Consider the following 13,335-nt stretch of genomic DNA (forward strand, 5'->3'; position numbering starts at 1 on the left):
GGGGTAATGGAGCATGGCGCGTCGCCGACAACATGAAGAGCATGTGAACCATGAACGTTGGCTGGTTTCCTACGCCGACTTCATTACCCTGCTGTTCGCCTTTTTCGTGGTCATGTACTCGATTTCCTCGATCAACGAAGGCAAGTACAAGATCATCTCGCAGGCGCTGGTCGGCGTGTTCACCGATGCGGATCGTTCGCTCAAGCCGATCCCCATCGGTGATGAGCGTCCCAAGACCGTGACCCCGGCCAAACCGCTGGTCAAGGACAGTGACCAGGTCGACGCCGGGATCGCTGGCACCAGTGATCCTTTGAAAAGCATTGCCGATGACATCAGTGCGGCGTTCGGCGACCTGATCAGTTCCAATCAGATGACCGTGCGCGGCAATGAGCTGTGGGTCGAGATCGAACTCAACTCCAGCCTGCTGTTCGGCAGTGGCGATGCGATGCCCAGCGACGTCGCGTTCAACATCATCGACAAGGTCGCGGCGATCCTGAAACCGTTCGACAACCCGATTCACGTCGAAGGCTTTACCGACGACCAGCCGATCCGTACCGCGCAGTACCCGACCAACTGGGAGCTGTCCTCGGCGCGTTCGGCGAGCATTGTGCGCATGCTGGCGATGCAGGGCGTCAATCCGGGGCGGATGGCTTCGGTGGGTTATGGCGAATTCCAGCCTGTGGCCAACAACGCCACGGCAGAGGGCAGGGCGCGTAACCGCCGCGTGGTGCTGGTGGTGTCACGTAATCTCGATGTGCGCCGCAGCCTGACCGGCACCGGAAGCGCCAATGCGCAACCGGACGCAGCGTTGAAGCGTGCTGGCACACAAACTGCACCGGCACCGGTCAAACCGCCGGTACGTGAGAGCTCCGTCAATTCTCCGTCACCCGTATTAACACGTTGAGCTATTTCTCGGTCGACCGGTGCGGCCGGGAGGAACATTTCGAATGAGAGTCTGGGCAGTTGCCAATCAAAAGGGTGGTGTTGGTAAAACCACTTCCTCCATCGCGTTAGCCGGGTTGCTGGCTGATGCGGGCAAGCGCGTGGTCGTGGTCGACCTCGACCCCCACGGCTCGATGACCAGCTATTTCGGTTACGACCCGGACAGCCTGGAGCACAGCAGCTACGACCTGTTCCTGCACAAGGGCAGCGTGCCGCAAGGCCTGCCCGGTCAGTTGCTGTTACCCACCAGCCACGCGAGCATTTCCCTGTTGCCGTCGAGCACCGCGCTCGCCACTCTGGAGCGCCAGTCGCCGGGGCAGAGCGGCCTGGGCCTGGTGATCGCCAAGAGCCTTGCGCAACTGTGGCAGGACTTCGATTACGCGGTGATCGACAGCCCGCCGTTGCTCGGCGTGCTGATGGTCAATGCCCTGGCGGCCAGTCAGCAACTGGTCATCCCGGTACAGACCGAGCATCTGGCGGTCAAAGGCCTGGAGCGGATGGTCAACACCCTGGCGATGGTCAACCGCTCGCGCAAACAGCCGCTGGCTTTCAACATCGTGCCGACCCTGTTCGACCGGCGCACCCAGGCGTCCCTCGGCACCTTGCGCGTCTTGCGTGACAAGTACCCGGACGAAATCTGGCAGGGCTACATTCCGGTCGATACGCGCTTGCGCGATGCCAGCCGTGCGGGCGTCACCCCTTCGCAATTCGACGGCAAGAGCCGAGGCGTCATGGCCTACCGTGCGTTGCTCAAGCAACTGCTGGCACAGCAGTCCGTGGCGCAGGTGGCGTGAGATGAATCGCCCGGTCAAAGTGACGTCCCGTCCGCAACTGGCACTGCAGTCCTATCTGGACAATCTGCTGATGGACGCGACAGAAGAGCTGTCCGCAGAAGATGAAGTGATTGCCACGGTGGTCGAGGTCGAGGCCGCCCTGGACGAATTCCAGGCCGCGGTGCTGGAAGAGCAGGCGCGTGACGCGCACAAGGCAGTCGAGCGACCCGCCGCCACACCAGTCGCTGCGCCGGTCGCCGCCCCTGTGGTGAAAGCCCCGGTGGCGCTGGCCGATGCGCCCGCCCCGGTATTGGCTCCGGTATCGACCATCGCACCCCTGCTGCAAGCCTTGGTGCCGCCGGTCGTCGAAGTGCATCTGCCGCCGAGCAATACGCCGCCACCGGTGGAGACCGACGATCGTCCCACCTGGGCCGCCGAGCCGTTCGAATGCCTGTTGTTCGATGTCGCCGGGTTGACCCTGGCCGTGCCGCTGGTGTGCCTGGGTTCGATTTATTCATTGGCCGGCCAGGAGCTGACGCCGTTGTTCGGCCAGCCGGAGTGGTTCCTCGGGATTCTGCCGAGCCAGGCGGGCAACCTGAAAGTGCTCGATACCGCCCGTTGGGTCATGCCGGACCGGTATCGCGACGACTTCCGCCAGGGCCTGCAATACGTTATTTCGGTGCAGGGCTACGAGTGGGGGCTGGCGGTGCATCAGGTCAGTCGCTCGTTGCGCCTGGACCCGAACGAAATCAAATGGCGCACGCATCGTGGCCAGCGGCCGTGGCTGGCAGGCACGGTCATTGAACACATGTGTGCGTTGCTCGACGTGGCCGCGCTGGCGGAGCTGATTGCCAGTGGCGGAGCGAAACACATGGGCGCCAGCAAGCCGGCTGCACAAACCAACATAAAAACACGCGACGGCAAATAAGTTGCCGTCGCACCGAACACACACCGCCAGGGCGGTTTTTCGAGGGGTCAGGGTATGAATGATAAGGCGTCGACTGCAAAGGGTTCCGAAGATCCGATCCTGCAATGGGTAACCTTCAAGCTGGACAATGAAACCTACGGCATCAACGTGATGCGCGTTCAGGAAGTCCTGCGTTACACCGAGATCGCCCCGGTTCCGGGTGCGCCAAGCTACGTGCTGGGCATCATCAACCTGCGCGGCAACGTGGTGACCGTGATCGACACCCGTCAGCGCTTCGGCCTGATGAATGCCGAGATCAGCGACAACACCCGGATCGTCATCATCGAAGCCGACAAGCAAGTGGTTGGCATCATGGTCGACAGCGTGGCCGAAGTGGTTTACCTGCGTCAGTCGGAGATCGAAACCGCACCGAACGTCGGTAACGAAGAATCCGCCAAGTTCATTCAAGGCGTGTGCAACAAGAACAACGAGCTGCTGATCCTGGTCGAACTGGACAAGATGATGAGCGAAGAGGAATGGTCGGAACTGGAGAATATCTGATTGATTCTCGAGGTTGCGGTCATTGTCCTGTTCCTTTTCTGGGCAGGCACGCTGGCAATGTTCCTGGCGTACATTCGTGGTCAGCGGCAGATCGCCGCGCAACAGGCCCAGGGCGATGCGCTGCGCGATCAGCGCATCAAGGAACTGGCCAGGCTGGTTGAGAACTACCAGAGCGGCAACGTGCGCATGGGTGAAGACCTGCATGAGCTGCGCGCGGTCGTCGCGCCCCTGCCGGACAAACTGGCCCAGCTCGAGCAGCGCGACCCCTCAAGCCTGTCGTTCGCCCAGGCGGCACGACTGGTGGGCATGGGTGCGAGCGTCGACGAACTCACCCAGTCCTGCGGCCTGACCCAGGCTGAGGCGGAGTTGATGAGCAAGTTGCACAGAAGCTGATTACAGGCACACCCCTGCAATCAGGCGATGAAGATCAAATGTGGGAGCGGGCTTGCTCGCGAAGGCGTCGGCACATCCAGCATGGGTGTGACTGTTGAACCGCTTTCGCGAGCAAGCCCGCTCCCACAGAAATCTGCAATACCTCAGTAATCATCCCCACGCTCGGTCACATCCTTCTCGACCATCGGCGCTTCCGGGTCGTGCCCCTCAGGGAACTTGCCCTTCAGGTTCCACGCAAACGCAATGATCTCGGCGATCGTGCGGTACAGCTCTTCCGGAATGCTGTCCCCCAGTTCCAGGCGCGCCAGCAATCTCACCAATTCGGCGTTTTCGTAGATCGGCACTTCGTAGTCGCGGGCGATCCGCAGGATTTCTTCGGCCAGCTCTTCGTCACCCTTGGCGGTCAGGGTCGGGGCCTGTCTGCCGTCGTACTTGAGGGCGATGGCCTGGCGTGGGGTGGTGGTGTCATTCATGCGGTTTCATCGACCCAGCGTTGTTCCAGACGGGTTTGCGGCCCTTGGGGTGGTGTGCCCTGGTGGCAATCGAAATCGCCGACATTGAGGCCCGAGTCCAGCAGGCGCTGGCGCAGCGCAGCCAGGTTGCTTTCGATCAGGCTGGCGGTATACGGGCGTTCGGCCCAAAGCTGGCTGGACAGGCTGCCGGCAATCAGTTGCGCCTGGACTTGCAGCGGCCCCAGCGGTTCCATGTCGAACGCCAGGTCGACGCGCCATAATTGCTGTTTGGGTTCGCGTTCGTCACGACGTTCCTGGGGTTGTTCTTTCTCCGGCGCATCCTCGCGCTGAAACTTGACCTGCAACGGCACGATGTCCTGCATGTTGCGCATCGGGATTTCCAGCTGCCAGGTGCTCATCAGGCGGCCATCGCTGGTCACGCCGGTCTGCTCCAGGCTCGACAACTGATGGCTTTGCAGGCGCGAAACCGCTGCGGCAGCCAGGCGCAGCAGATGTTCCAGATCGCCTTCGCCTTCAGCGCTCTGCAACAGGCGTTCGGGGATGGGGAAACTGGTCGGCGACGGCTTGGCGCTGACCTGGCCGAGCATGCCCAGGGCATTGCGCACGAAGCTCGGCATGGCCTGGGCCAGGGTGTTGGCGGCAATGATCGCGCCCAGGCTGGTGTTGGCCGGCAACCCCTGGCTGACCTGTGCGATCAACCGGAGCAGGTCACCTTTCATGTCGGGTGCCAGGGCCGGGTTCTGGCCACCCAGCAGTTTCGATTCGAGGAAGGCACCGCTGCCGGCCAGGGCCAGCGCCAGGCCTTTGGGCGTACTCAGCTGCTGCACGTCCGGCAGGCCGGCGAGCAGCTTGTTCACCGCGGCCCGCAAGTCGCTGGAGGTCTGGTCGGACGCCGGCAGGTTCTGCAACAGTTTGAGCAAGCCGTCCAGCGAGCCCTGGCGGCTCTGTTGGCTGGCCAACTGCTGGGTGACCGCCAGTTGTTCGTGGCGGCTGCTCAGGGGGACGAATTTCAGGGTCTGGCTGTCTTGCACCTGGGCGCTGAGCAACGTGCCAATGCGCAACGGCGTCGGGCTGTCGATGGTCAGCGTCTTGCCGCTCAACGCGGTGTTGAGCAGGCTCACCAGTGAACGGAAGACCGTCGGCTGACCCGGCACCTGCGGCAGCACCTGGGCGGTCAGTACCTTGCCCTGCAACAGCGTGCCCACGGGCAATTGGGCCGTGTCGATGCGGGTGAGGGCGGCCACGCTGGAGGCGATCGCCTGCTGCACCGTGACGGCCAGGTTGCCCGCCGAGGGCTGGGTGATCGCCAGGTACGTCCCCTGGGGCAGGGGCTGGCTGCTGGTGGCCTGGACGGTGGTCTGCCGGCCACTTTCAAGGGTGACCTTGAGCAGCAACTGAAAGGTCTGGTCCGCCTGCTTGAGCGACAGCACTTCGGCCCTGGCCGACTGCCCGGCTGTGATCAGGCCTTCGATCGGCGTCAGCAACTTGAGCAGTTCACCACTGACCACCAGCGGGCGTGAGGTCGCCGAGGTGGGCTGCGGGAGCGGGAGGATGTTCATTTCGCCTGTCATACGCGGTCACAACCTGAGGAAATAGCCCTCATTAGAGTAGGGCATCGCATGTATAATGCCGCCCGTCTTTCAGAGAGTGGCAAAAACATTGCAATTGTTTGACGCAGCTCTCTAGAACAGGCCGCCAATGCGACTATGCTGCACCACTTTAGCGGCCGCTGTGCTGCCGACTTGAACCGTAAAGGCCCGTGATCTCTTGACCAGTCCTGTCCTGCAAACCGTCGCACTCGCCTGTGAGCGAGACCTTCGACTGCTGTTCGAAAATCTCGATTTGAGACTGGCCAGTGGCGAAATGGTGCAAATCAGCGGCCCCAACGGCAGCGGCAAGACCAGCCTGCTCAGGCTGTTGTCCGGGCTGATGCAGCCGACGGCCGGGCAGATCCTGCTCAATGACCAGCCGCTCAACGAACAGCGCAGCGAACTGGCGCGCAACCTGTTGTGGATCGGCCATGCCGCCGGCATCAAGGATTTGCTCACGCCGGAAGAAAACCTCAGCTGGCTGTGCGCGCTGCATCACCCCGCCAGCCTTGAGGCGATCCAGGACGCGCTCGCCCTGGTCGGACTGCGCGGTTTCGAGGATGTTCCCTGCCACACCCTGTCCGCCGGCCAGCAACGTCGCGTGGCGCTGGCACGCTTGTACCTGGACAGTCCACCGCTGTGGATCCTCGACGAACCGTTCACCGCCCTCGACAAGCAGGGTGTGGCGCAGCTCGAATCCCACCTGGCCAGCCATTGCGAGCGCGGCGGCATGGTGGTGTTGACCACTCACCACACGCTGACCCGCAAGCCGGCCAGCTATCGCGACATTGATCTGGGGAATTGGGCCGTATGAGTGTGTTCGGTCTGCTGGTGGCCCGTGAAGCCCGTCTGTTGTTCCGCCGCCCCGCGGAATTGGCCAATCCGCTGGTGTTCTTTGCAATAGTGGTATCGCTGTTCCCGTTGGCGGTCGGTCCCGAGTCTCAATTGTTGCAAACCTTGTCTCCGGGACTGGTCTGGGTAGCGGCCCTTTTGTCGGTCCTGCTCTCGCTGGACGGGCTTTTCCGCAGTGATTTCGAGGACGGTTCCCTCGAACAGTGGGTCCTTTCGTCGCACCCCCTGCCTCTTCTGGTTTTGGCCAAGGTACTGGCACACTGGGCCTTCTCTGGCCTGGCCCTGGTTTTACTCGCTCCACTGCTGGCGTTGATGCTCGGTTTGCCAACCGCCTGTCTACCGGTGTTGCTGCTTTCCCTGCTGCTGGGTACACCGGTGCTGAGCCTGCTCGGTGCGGTGGGCGCAGCGCTGACAGTGGGCTTGAAGCGCGGTGGCCTGTTGCTGGCACTGTTGATTCTGCCGCTGTACATCCCGGTGTTGATCCTCGGCAGTGGCGCCTTGCAGGCAGCCCTGATGGGCATGCCGGCGACCGGTTATCTCTTGTGGCTTGGCAGCCTGACCGCCCTGGCGATAACCCTGACACCGTTTGCAATCGCCGCTGGCCTGAAGATCAGCGTCGGCGAATAATAATGAGGTCTGATCAAAATTTGATCACTTCTTTTGACCGAAGAATGACCCACGCCGCTCGTTGACGTGCGGCAACCGTGATGGAAACAGCAATGAACTGGACCTGGTTTCATAAGCTCGGCTCACCCAAGTGGTTCTATGGCATCAGCGGCAGAATGCTGCCCTGGCTGAGCATCGCCGCGGTGTTGCTGATCGGCATCGGCGCCGTCTGGGGCCTGGCCTTCGCGCCACCGGACTATCAGCAAGGCAACAGCTTTCGCATCATCTACATCCACGTGCCCACCGCCATGCTGGCCCAGTCCTGCTACGTGATGCTCGCCGTGTGCGGGGTCGTCGGGCTGGTGTGGAAAATGAAGCTGGCCGATGTCGCCCTGCAATGCGCGGCCCCCATCGGTGCCTGGATGACCGCCGTGGCGCTGGTCACCGGTGCAATCTGGGGCAAGCCGACCTGGGGCTCATGGTGGGTCTGGGATGCACGACTGACGTCCATGCTGATCCTGCTTTTCCTGTACTTCGGTCTTATTGCACTGGGCAACGCCATCAGTAATCGTGACAGCGCGGCCAAGGCCTGCGCCGTGCTGGCGATCGTCGGCGTGATCAACATTCCGATCATCAAGTACTCGGTGGAGTGGTGGAACACCTTGCACCAGGGCGCGACCTTCACGCTCACGGAAAAACCGGCGATGCCGGTGGAAATGTGGCTGCCACTGCTGCTGATGGTGCTGGGTTTCTACTGCTTCTTTGGCGCCGTGCTGTTGCTGCGCATGCGCCTCGAAGTGCTCAAGCGCGAGGCCCGCGCCAGTTGGGTCAAGGCAGAAGTGCAGAACAGCCTGGAGGCCGCTCGATGAGTTTTGCTTCATTCGGCGATTTCCTCGCCATGGGCCATCATGGCCTGTATGTCTGGTCGGCCTATGGCATTTGCCTGGCGGTGCTGGTTTTGAACGTGGCGGCGCCGGTCCTGGCCCGCAAGCGGTATCTGCAACAAGAGGCGCGTCGTCTGCGCCGGGAGAGCGGCAAGTGAATCCGTTGCGCAAAAAGCGTCTGATCATCATTCTGGCGATTCTGGTCGGGGCCGGCGCTGCCGTCGGCCTGGCCCTGAGCGCCCTGCAACAGAACATCAACCTGTTTTACACGCCCACCCAGATCGCCAATGGCGAAGCACCGCTGGACACGCGCATTCGCGCTGGCGGCATGGTCGAGGCCGGCTCGCTGCAGCGTTCCGGCGATTCGCTGGATGTGAAATTCGTCGTCACCGATTTCAAGAAATCCGTCACCGTCACTTATCGCGGCATCCTGCCGGACCTGTTCCGTGAAGGGCAGGGCATCGTCGCCCTGGGCAAACTCAACGCCGACGGCGTGGTGGTGGCCGATGAAGTGCTGGCCAAGCACGATGAAAAATACATGCCGCCCGAAGTGACCAAGGCCCTGAAAGAAAGCGGTCAATCGGCTCCAACGCCCGCGAAGGAGGGTTGATCGAATGACTTCCGGTCTGTTTATTCCCGAGCTGGGTCATCTGGCGATGATCCTGGCGTTGTGTTTCGCGCTGTTCCAGGCCGTGGTGCCGTTGCTCGGCGCCTGGCGCGGTGATCGCCTGTGGATGAGCCTGGCGCAGCCGGCAGCCTGGGGCCAGTTCGCCTTTCTGGTGTTCTCCTTCGGCTGCCTGACCTACGCGTTCATGACCGACGATTTTTCCGTCGCCTACGTCGCCAGCAACTCCAACAGCGCGTTGCCGTGGTACTACAAGTTCAGCGCCGTGTGGGGCGCCCACGAAGGTTCGTTGCTGCTGTGGGCGTTGATCCTCGGCGGCTGGACCTTCGCGGTGTCGGTGTTCTCCCGTCAGTTGCCGCAAGTGATGCTGGCGCGGGTGCTGGCGGTGATGGGCATGATCAGCAGCGGTTTCCTGATGTTCCTGATCCTGACCTCCAACCCGTTCTCGCGCATCCTGCCGCAGATTCCCGCCGATGGTCGTGACCTCAACCCGTTGCTGCAGGACATTGGCCTGATCGTGCATCCGCCAATGCTGTACATGGGGTACGTCGGTTTCTCCGTGGCGTTCGCCTTTGCCATCGCCGCCTTGCTCGGTGGTCGCCTCGATGCCGCGTGGGCACGCTGGTCGCGTCCGTGGACAATCGTCGCCTGGGCGTTCCTCGGTATCGGTATCACCCTCGGCTCCTGGTGGGCCTACTACGAACTCGGCTGGGGTGGCTGGTGGTTCTGGGACCCGGTGGAAAACGCGTCCTTCATGCCATGGCTGGTGGGCACCGCGCTGATTCACTCGCTGGCGGTCACGGAAAAACGCGGCGTATTCAAGAGCTGGACCGTGTTGCTGGCCATCGCGGCATTCTCCTTGAGCCTGCTGGGTACATTCCTGGTGCGTTCCGGTGTGCTGACCTCGGTCCACGCGTTTGCTGCCGATCCGGAGCGCGGCGTGTTCATCCTGATGTTCCTGCTGGTGGTGGTCGGTGGTTCGCTGACCCTGTTCGCCCTGCGCGCACCGGTGGTCAAGAGCCAGGTCGGCTTCAACCTGTGGTCGCGCGAAACCCTGCTGCTGGGCAACAACCTGGTACTGGTGGTCGCGGCTTCGATGATCCTGCTGGGCACCCTGTACCCGCTGGTCCTCGATGCCTTGAGCGGCGCCAAGCTGTCGGTCGGCCCGCCGTACTTCAACGCCCTGTTCATTCCGTTGATGGCGGTGTTGATGGTGGTGATGGCGATCGGCGTGCTGGTGCGCTGGAAAGACACCCCGGTCAAATGGCTGGTGAGCATGCTCACCCCGGTACTGCTCGGCACTGCCGCGCTGGCCGTGATCGCAGGCGTGGCCTATGGCGATTTCAACTGGGCGGTGATCGCGACCTTCGTGCTGGCGGCGTGGGTGTTGCTGGCCGGCGTGCGTGACATCTTCGACAAGACGCGCCACAAGGGCCTGATCAAAGGCTTGCCGACCCTGACCCGCAGCTACTGGGGCATGCAGGTCGCGCACCTGGGCATCGCCGTGTGTGCGCTGGGCGTGGTGCTGTCGAGCCAGAACAGCGCCGAGCGCGACTTGCGCCTGGCACCGGGCGAGTCCATGGACCTGGGCGGCTATCAGTTCGTGTTCGAAGGCGCCAAGCACTTCGAAGGGCCGAACTTCACCTCCGACAAGGGCACCGTGCGGGTGATCCGCGACGGTCGCGAAATCAGCGTGCTGCACCCGGAAAAACGCCTGTACACCGTGCAAGGCTCGATGATGACCGAAGCCGGCATCGACGCCGGTTTCACCCGTGACCTCTATGTGGCCCTGGGCGAGTCCCTGGGTGATGGCGCCTGGGCCGTGCGCGTGCACGTCAAACCGTTCGTGCGCTGGATCTGGTTCGGCGGCCTGCTCACCGCATTCGGCGGGTTGCTGGCGGCGCTGGATCGACGCTATCGGGTCAAGGTAAAAAGCCGCGTGCGTGAAGCACTGGGTATGAGCGGAGCCACTGCATGAAACGTTGGTTGATGCTGTTGCCACTGGCGATTTTTCTGGTGGTCGCTGTTTTCCTGTATCGCGGTCTGTACCTGGACCCGGCCGAGTTGCCTTCGGCGATGATCGGCAAGCCGTTCCCCGAGTTTTCCCTGCCGGCGGTGCAGGGCGACAAGACCCTGAGCCGTGCCGACATCCTCGGTAAACCGGCGCTGGTCAACGTCTGGGGGACCTGGTGCATTTCCTGCCGGGTCGAGCACCCGGTACTGAACAAGCTGGCCGAGAAGGGCGTGGTGATCTACGGCATCAACTACAAGGACGTCAACGCCGACGCCTTGAAGTGGCTGGCGGAGTTCCACAATCCGTATCAACTGGACATCCGTGACGACGAAGGCACCCTGGGGTTGAACCTGGGCGTGTACGGCGCGCCGGAAACCTTCTTCATCGACGCCAAGGGCATCATTCGCGACAAGTACGTCGGGGTGATCGACGAGCAGGTCTGGCGAGAAAAACTGGCGGCCAAATATCAGGCCCTGGTGGACGAGGCCAAGCCATGAAGCGCTGGATTGCCGCGGCCATCCTCGGTTTGAGCATTGCGGGTGTGGCGCATGCCGCCATCGACACCTACGAGTTCGCCAAGGAAGCCGATCGCGAACGCTTTCGCGAGTTGACCAAGGAACTGCGTTGCCCCAAGTGCCAGAACCAGGACATCGCCGACTCCAATGCACCGATCGCTGCCGACCTGCGCAAAGAGATTTTCCGCATGCTGGGCGAGGGCAAGGACAATCAGCAGATCATCGACTTCATGGTCGACCGCTACGGTGATTTCGTTCGCTACAAACCCGCCCTGACGGCCAAGACCGCATTGCTCTGGTTCGGCCCCGCCGGCCTGTTGCTGGGCGGCGTGGTGATCATCGCCGTGATCGTCCGCCGCCGTCGCGTACAACGCGTTGAGGACCGTGCCGAGCTTTCCTCTGATGAGCGTGAGCGTCTCGACCACCTGTTGGATAAAACCAAGAATGATTGATTTCTGGCTCGCAGCAGGTCTGCTGCTACTGGTTGCCCTGAGTTTCCTGCTGATTCCCGTATTGCGTGGTCGCCGCGCCCAGCTCGAAGAGGACCGCACCGCGCTGAACGTCGCGCTGTATCAGGAGCGCGTGGCCGAACTGCAGACTCAACAGCAGGAAGGTGTTCTCGACAGCGCGCAAATGGACAGCGGCCGCGCCGAAGCGGCCCGTGAACTGCTGGCCGACACCGAAGGCGCCGACAGCTCGCGGGTTTCGCGCCTGGGCAAACCACTGCCGTTGCTGGCAGCGATCCTGGTGCCGTTGCTGGGGCTGGGGCTGTACCTGCACTTTGGTGCCAGCGACAAGGTCGAACTGACCCGGGAATTCTCCCACGCACCGCAGTCGATGGAAGAAATGACCCAGCGTCTGGAACGCGCGGTGGCTGCACAGCCGGATTCGGCGGAAGGCATCTACTTCCTCGGCCGTACCTACATGGCCCAGGATCGCCCGGCCGACGCTGCCAGGATGTTCGAGCGCGCGGTGAACCTGGCCGGTCGTCAGCCCGAGTTGCTGGGCCAGTGGGCGCAAGCCCAGTACTTCGCCGATGGCAAACAGTGGTCGGACAAACTCCAGGCCCTGACCGACGAAGCCCTGAAGGCGGATCCGAAGGAAGTCACCAGCCTCGGCCTGCTGGGCATCGCCGCCTTCGAGGGCGCGCGCTACCAGGATGCCATCGACTACTGGACGCGCCTGCTCGCGCAACTGCCGCCCGAAGATAACTCCCGTGCGGCCTTGCAGGGCGGCATCGACCGGGCGACCGAGAAACTCAAGGCCAGCGGCGGCACTGTCGCCGAGGCTCCGGTGGCTGCGGCATCCACTGCCAAGGCGCCGGCGGCCCATGCGACCGCGTTGCTCAAGGTCAGCGTCGATCTGGCGCCGGAACTCAAGGCCAAGGTCCAGCCGGGCGACAGCGTGTTTATCTTCGCTCGCGCGGTTTCCGGTCCACCGGCACCGCTGGCGGCCAAGCGCCTGACCGTGGCCGACCTGCCGGCGACCGTCGAGCTGGGCGATGCCGATGCAATGATGCCGCAGTTGAAACTGTCGAACTTCCCTGAAGTCCAACTGGTTGCACGCATCTCCCGCGCCGGTCAGCCGATGACCGGTGAGTGGATCGGTCGCAGCCAGCCTCTGGCCAGCAGCACCACCGCGGCGCAGAAACTGACCATCGACAGCCCGGACAAATAACAGGAACGCCGCCATGACCGCTATCGCACGTATCACCCTGCTCACGCTGGTAATGGGGTTAAGCGCGTGTGCGGTCCAGCGACCCGAGCCGACACCGCTGCCGCCGATTCCGCCCTCGCAGCCCAGCCCGACGCCTTCGACAAGCCCGGCGCCCGGCAAACCGAGCGTGCCCGCCAAACCAGCCAAGCCGGTGCCACGCACCTCCGCCAGCTTCGCTCCGCCACCGGGGGGTAACAGCCACTGGGATCAGAAGATGGGCGTGTATGTGCTGGATGACCAGCCCAACACCTTCTATCGCCAGCGCACCTATTACCGCTGGAACAACGGCTGGAGCCGCTCGATCAGCCCCAATGGGCCCTGGGAAGACACCGACATCCAGGGCGTTCCGGGTGGTTTGGGACGGCAATTCGGACAGTAGGAAAAGGCGACCTTCGGGTCGCCTTTTTTGTGCCTGGGTGGGGCGGGCTTCACACTCGGCAACACAACCGGACGTCGTGATTCCAGTTTTTGTGCTTGAGTAAAGG

At 62.7% G+C, this 13,335-nt stretch carries 17 protein-coding genes; 15 read left to right on the plus strand and 2 right to left on the minus strand.

Annotation, left to right across the window (positions count from 1 at the left end):
• Positions 1 to 13: 13 nt before the first annotated feature.
• Genes motD through ABVN20_RS00175 form a run of 5 tightly spaced genes read left to right on the plus strand, consistent with a single transcriptional unit; the run spans position 14 to position 3,576 of the window.
• Positions 14 to 904, plus strand: coding sequence for a flagellar motor protein MotD (gene motD, locus ABVN20_RS00155; protein WP_368553090.1), 891 nt, complete (start codon positions 14 to 16; stop codon positions 902 to 904).
• Between the two features lie 43 nt (positions 905 to 947).
• Positions 948 to 1,736, plus strand: coding sequence for a ParA family protein (locus ABVN20_RS00160; protein WP_368553092.1), 789 nt, complete (start codon positions 948 to 950; stop codon positions 1,734 to 1,736).
• Position 1,737: 1 nt separating this feature from the next.
• Positions 1,738 to 2,643, plus strand: coding sequence for a CheW domain-containing protein (locus ABVN20_RS00165; protein ID WP_368553093.1), 906 nt, complete (start codon positions 1,738 to 1,740; stop codon positions 2,641 to 2,643).
• Between the two features lie 54 nt (positions 2,644 to 2,697).
• Entirely contained in the window at positions 2,698 to 3,183 is a 486-nt protein-coding gene (locus ABVN20_RS00170) for a chemotaxis protein CheW (protein ID WP_368553094.1), read from the plus strand.
• Positions 3,184 to 3,576, plus strand: a complete 393-nt coding sequence (locus ABVN20_RS00175; RefSeq protein WP_368553095.1) for a DUF2802 domain-containing protein — start codon at positions 3,184 to 3,186, stop codon at positions 3,574 to 3,576.
• Positions 3,577 to 3,719: 143 nt separating this feature from the next.
• Here the strand turns inward: ABVN20_RS00175 and ABVN20_RS00180 are convergent, their stop codons facing one another.
• Together ABVN20_RS00180 and ABVN20_RS00185 are read right to left on the minus strand one after the other, a co-directional pair.
• Positions 3,720 to 4,049 carry an EscU/YscU/HrcU family type III secretion system export apparatus switch protein gene (locus ABVN20_RS00180; protein ID WP_368553097.1) on the minus strand — a complete coding sequence of 110 codons (330 nt, stop codon included), beginning with the start codon at positions 4,047 to 4,049 and terminating at the stop codon, positions 3,720 to 3,722.
• Entirely contained in the window at positions 4,046 to 5,620 is a 1,575-nt protein-coding gene (locus tag ABVN20_RS00185; RefSeq protein ID WP_368553098.1) for a flagellar hook-length control protein FliK, read from the minus strand. Before ABVN20_RS00185 ends, ABVN20_RS00180 begins: the two co-directional genes overlap by 4 nt.
• Positions 5,621 to 5,816: 196 nt before the next feature.
• On the opposite strand from ABVN20_RS00185, the gene ccmA reads away from it, so the two are divergent.
• From ccmA to ABVN20_RS00235, 10 genes are all read left to right on the plus strand, one after another.
• Positions 5,817 to 6,452: a cytochrome c biogenesis heme-transporting ATPase CcmA gene (gene ccmA / locus ABVN20_RS00190; protein ID WP_368553100.1), complete on the plus strand. Its 636-nt coding sequence runs from the start codon at positions 5,817 to 5,819 to the stop codon at positions 6,450 to 6,452.
• Complete coding sequence (gene ccmB, locus ABVN20_RS00195; protein WP_192302101.1) at positions 6,449 to 7,117, plus strand: heme exporter protein CcmB; 669 nt, start codon at positions 6,449 to 6,451, stop codon at positions 7,115 to 7,117. The genes ccmA and ccmB overlap by 4 nt, the downstream gene beginning before the upstream one ends.
• 92 nt (positions 7,118 to 7,209) lie before the next feature.
• Entirely contained in the window at positions 7,210 to 7,965 is a 756-nt protein-coding gene (locus ABVN20_RS00200; RefSeq protein WP_368553102.1) for a heme ABC transporter permease, read from the plus strand.
• A complete protein-coding gene (ccmD, locus tag ABVN20_RS00205) occupies positions 7,962 to 8,138 on the plus strand; it encodes a heme exporter protein CcmD (RefSeq protein ID WP_368553104.1) in 177 nt (58 codons plus the stop codon). Before ABVN20_RS00200 ends, ccmD begins: the two co-directional genes overlap by 4 nt.
• Complete coding sequence (gene ccmE, locus ABVN20_RS00210) at positions 8,135 to 8,590, plus strand: cytochrome c maturation protein CcmE (RefSeq protein ID WP_368553106.1); 456 nt, start codon at positions 8,135 to 8,137, stop codon at positions 8,588 to 8,590. Before ccmD ends, ccmE begins: the two co-directional genes overlap by 4 nt.
• Positions 8,591 to 8,594: 4 nt before the next feature.
• Positions 8,595 to 10,583: a heme lyase CcmF/NrfE family subunit gene (locus tag ABVN20_RS00215; protein WP_368553108.1), complete on the plus strand. Its 1,989-nt coding sequence runs from the start codon at positions 8,595 to 8,597 to the stop codon at positions 10,581 to 10,583.
• A complete protein-coding gene (locus ABVN20_RS00220; protein WP_368553110.1) occupies positions 10,580 to 11,116 on the plus strand; it encodes a DsbE family thiol:disulfide interchange protein in 537 nt (178 codons plus the stop codon). The genes ABVN20_RS00215 and ABVN20_RS00220 overlap by 4 nt, the downstream gene beginning before the upstream one ends.
• On the plus strand, positions 11,113 to 11,586 hold the full coding sequence (locus ABVN20_RS00225) for a cytochrome c-type biogenesis protein (protein ID WP_368553112.1): 474 nt from the start codon (positions 11,113 to 11,115) through the stop codon (positions 11,584 to 11,586). The genes ABVN20_RS00220 and ABVN20_RS00225 overlap by 4 nt, the downstream gene beginning before the upstream one ends.
• Positions 11,579 to 12,811, plus strand: a complete 1,233-nt coding sequence (gene ccmI / locus ABVN20_RS00230) for a c-type cytochrome biogenesis protein CcmI (protein ID WP_368553114.1) — start codon at positions 11,579 to 11,581, stop codon at positions 12,809 to 12,811. Before ABVN20_RS00225 ends, ccmI begins: the two co-directional genes overlap by 8 nt.
• Before the next feature lie 13 nt (positions 12,812 to 12,824).
• On the plus strand, positions 12,825 to 13,229 hold the full coding sequence (locus ABVN20_RS00235; protein WP_368553115.1) for a hypothetical protein: 405 nt from the start codon (positions 12,825 to 12,827) through the stop codon (positions 13,227 to 13,229).
• Positions 13,230 to 13,335: the final 106 nt, after the last annotated feature.

Source organism: Pseudomonas sp. MYb118 (genome assembly GCF_040947875.1).
Lineage (GTDB): Bacteria > Pseudomonadota > Gammaproteobacteria > Pseudomonadales > Pseudomonadaceae > Aquipseudomonas.

What these genes read in the sequence shown, in the direction of transcription:
- motD (WP_368553090.1), top strand. Translation starts at nt 14, where the DNA reads ATGGCGCGTCGCCGACAACATGAAGAGCATGTGAACCATGAACGTTGG.
- ABVN20_RS00160 (WP_368553092.1), top strand. Translation starts at nt 948, where the DNA reads ATGAGAGTCTGGGCAGTTGCCAATCAAAAGGGTGGTGTTGGTAAAACC.
- ABVN20_RS00165 (WP_368553093.1), top strand. Translation starts at nt 1,738, where the DNA reads ATGAATCGCCCGGTCAAAGTGACGTCCCGTCCGCAACTGGCACTGCAG.
- ABVN20_RS00170 (WP_368553094.1), top strand. Translation starts at nt 2,698, where the DNA reads ATGAATGATAAGGCGTCGACTGCAAAGGGTTCCGAAGATCCGATCCTG.
- ABVN20_RS00180 (WP_368553097.1), bottom strand. Translation starts at nt 4,049, where the DNA reads ATGAATGACACCACCACCCCACGCCAGGCCATCGCCCTCAAGTACGAC.
- ABVN20_RS00185 (WP_368553098.1), bottom strand. Translation starts at nt 5,620, where the DNA reads ATGACAGGCGAAATGAACATCCTCCCGCTCCCGCAGCCCACCTCGGCG.
- ccmB (WP_192302101.1), top strand. Translation starts at nt 6,449, where the DNA reads ATGAGTGTGTTCGGTCTGCTGGTGGCCCGTGAAGCCCGTCTGTTGTTC.
- ABVN20_RS00200 (WP_368553102.1), top strand. Translation starts at nt 7,210, where the DNA reads ATGAACTGGACCTGGTTTCATAAGCTCGGCTCACCCAAGTGGTTCTAT.
- ccmD (WP_368553104.1), top strand. Translation starts at nt 7,962, where the DNA reads ATGAGTTTTGCTTCATTCGGCGATTTCCTCGCCATGGGCCATCATGGC.
- ABVN20_RS00215 (WP_368553108.1), top strand. Translation starts at nt 8,595, where the DNA reads ATGACTTCCGGTCTGTTTATTCCCGAGCTGGGTCATCTGGCGATGATC.
- ABVN20_RS00220 (WP_368553110.1), top strand. Translation starts at nt 10,580, where the DNA reads ATGAAACGTTGGTTGATGCTGTTGCCACTGGCGATTTTTCTGGTGGTC.
- ABVN20_RS00225 (WP_368553112.1), top strand. Translation starts at nt 11,113, where the DNA reads ATGAAGCGCTGGATTGCCGCGGCCATCCTCGGTTTGAGCATTGCGGGT.
- ccmI (WP_368553114.1), top strand. Translation starts at nt 11,579, where the DNA reads ATGATTGATTTCTGGCTCGCAGCAGGTCTGCTGCTACTGGTTGCCCTG.
- ABVN20_RS00235 (WP_368553115.1), top strand. Translation starts at nt 12,825, where the DNA reads ATGACCGCTATCGCACGTATCACCCTGCTCACGCTGGTAATGGGGTTA.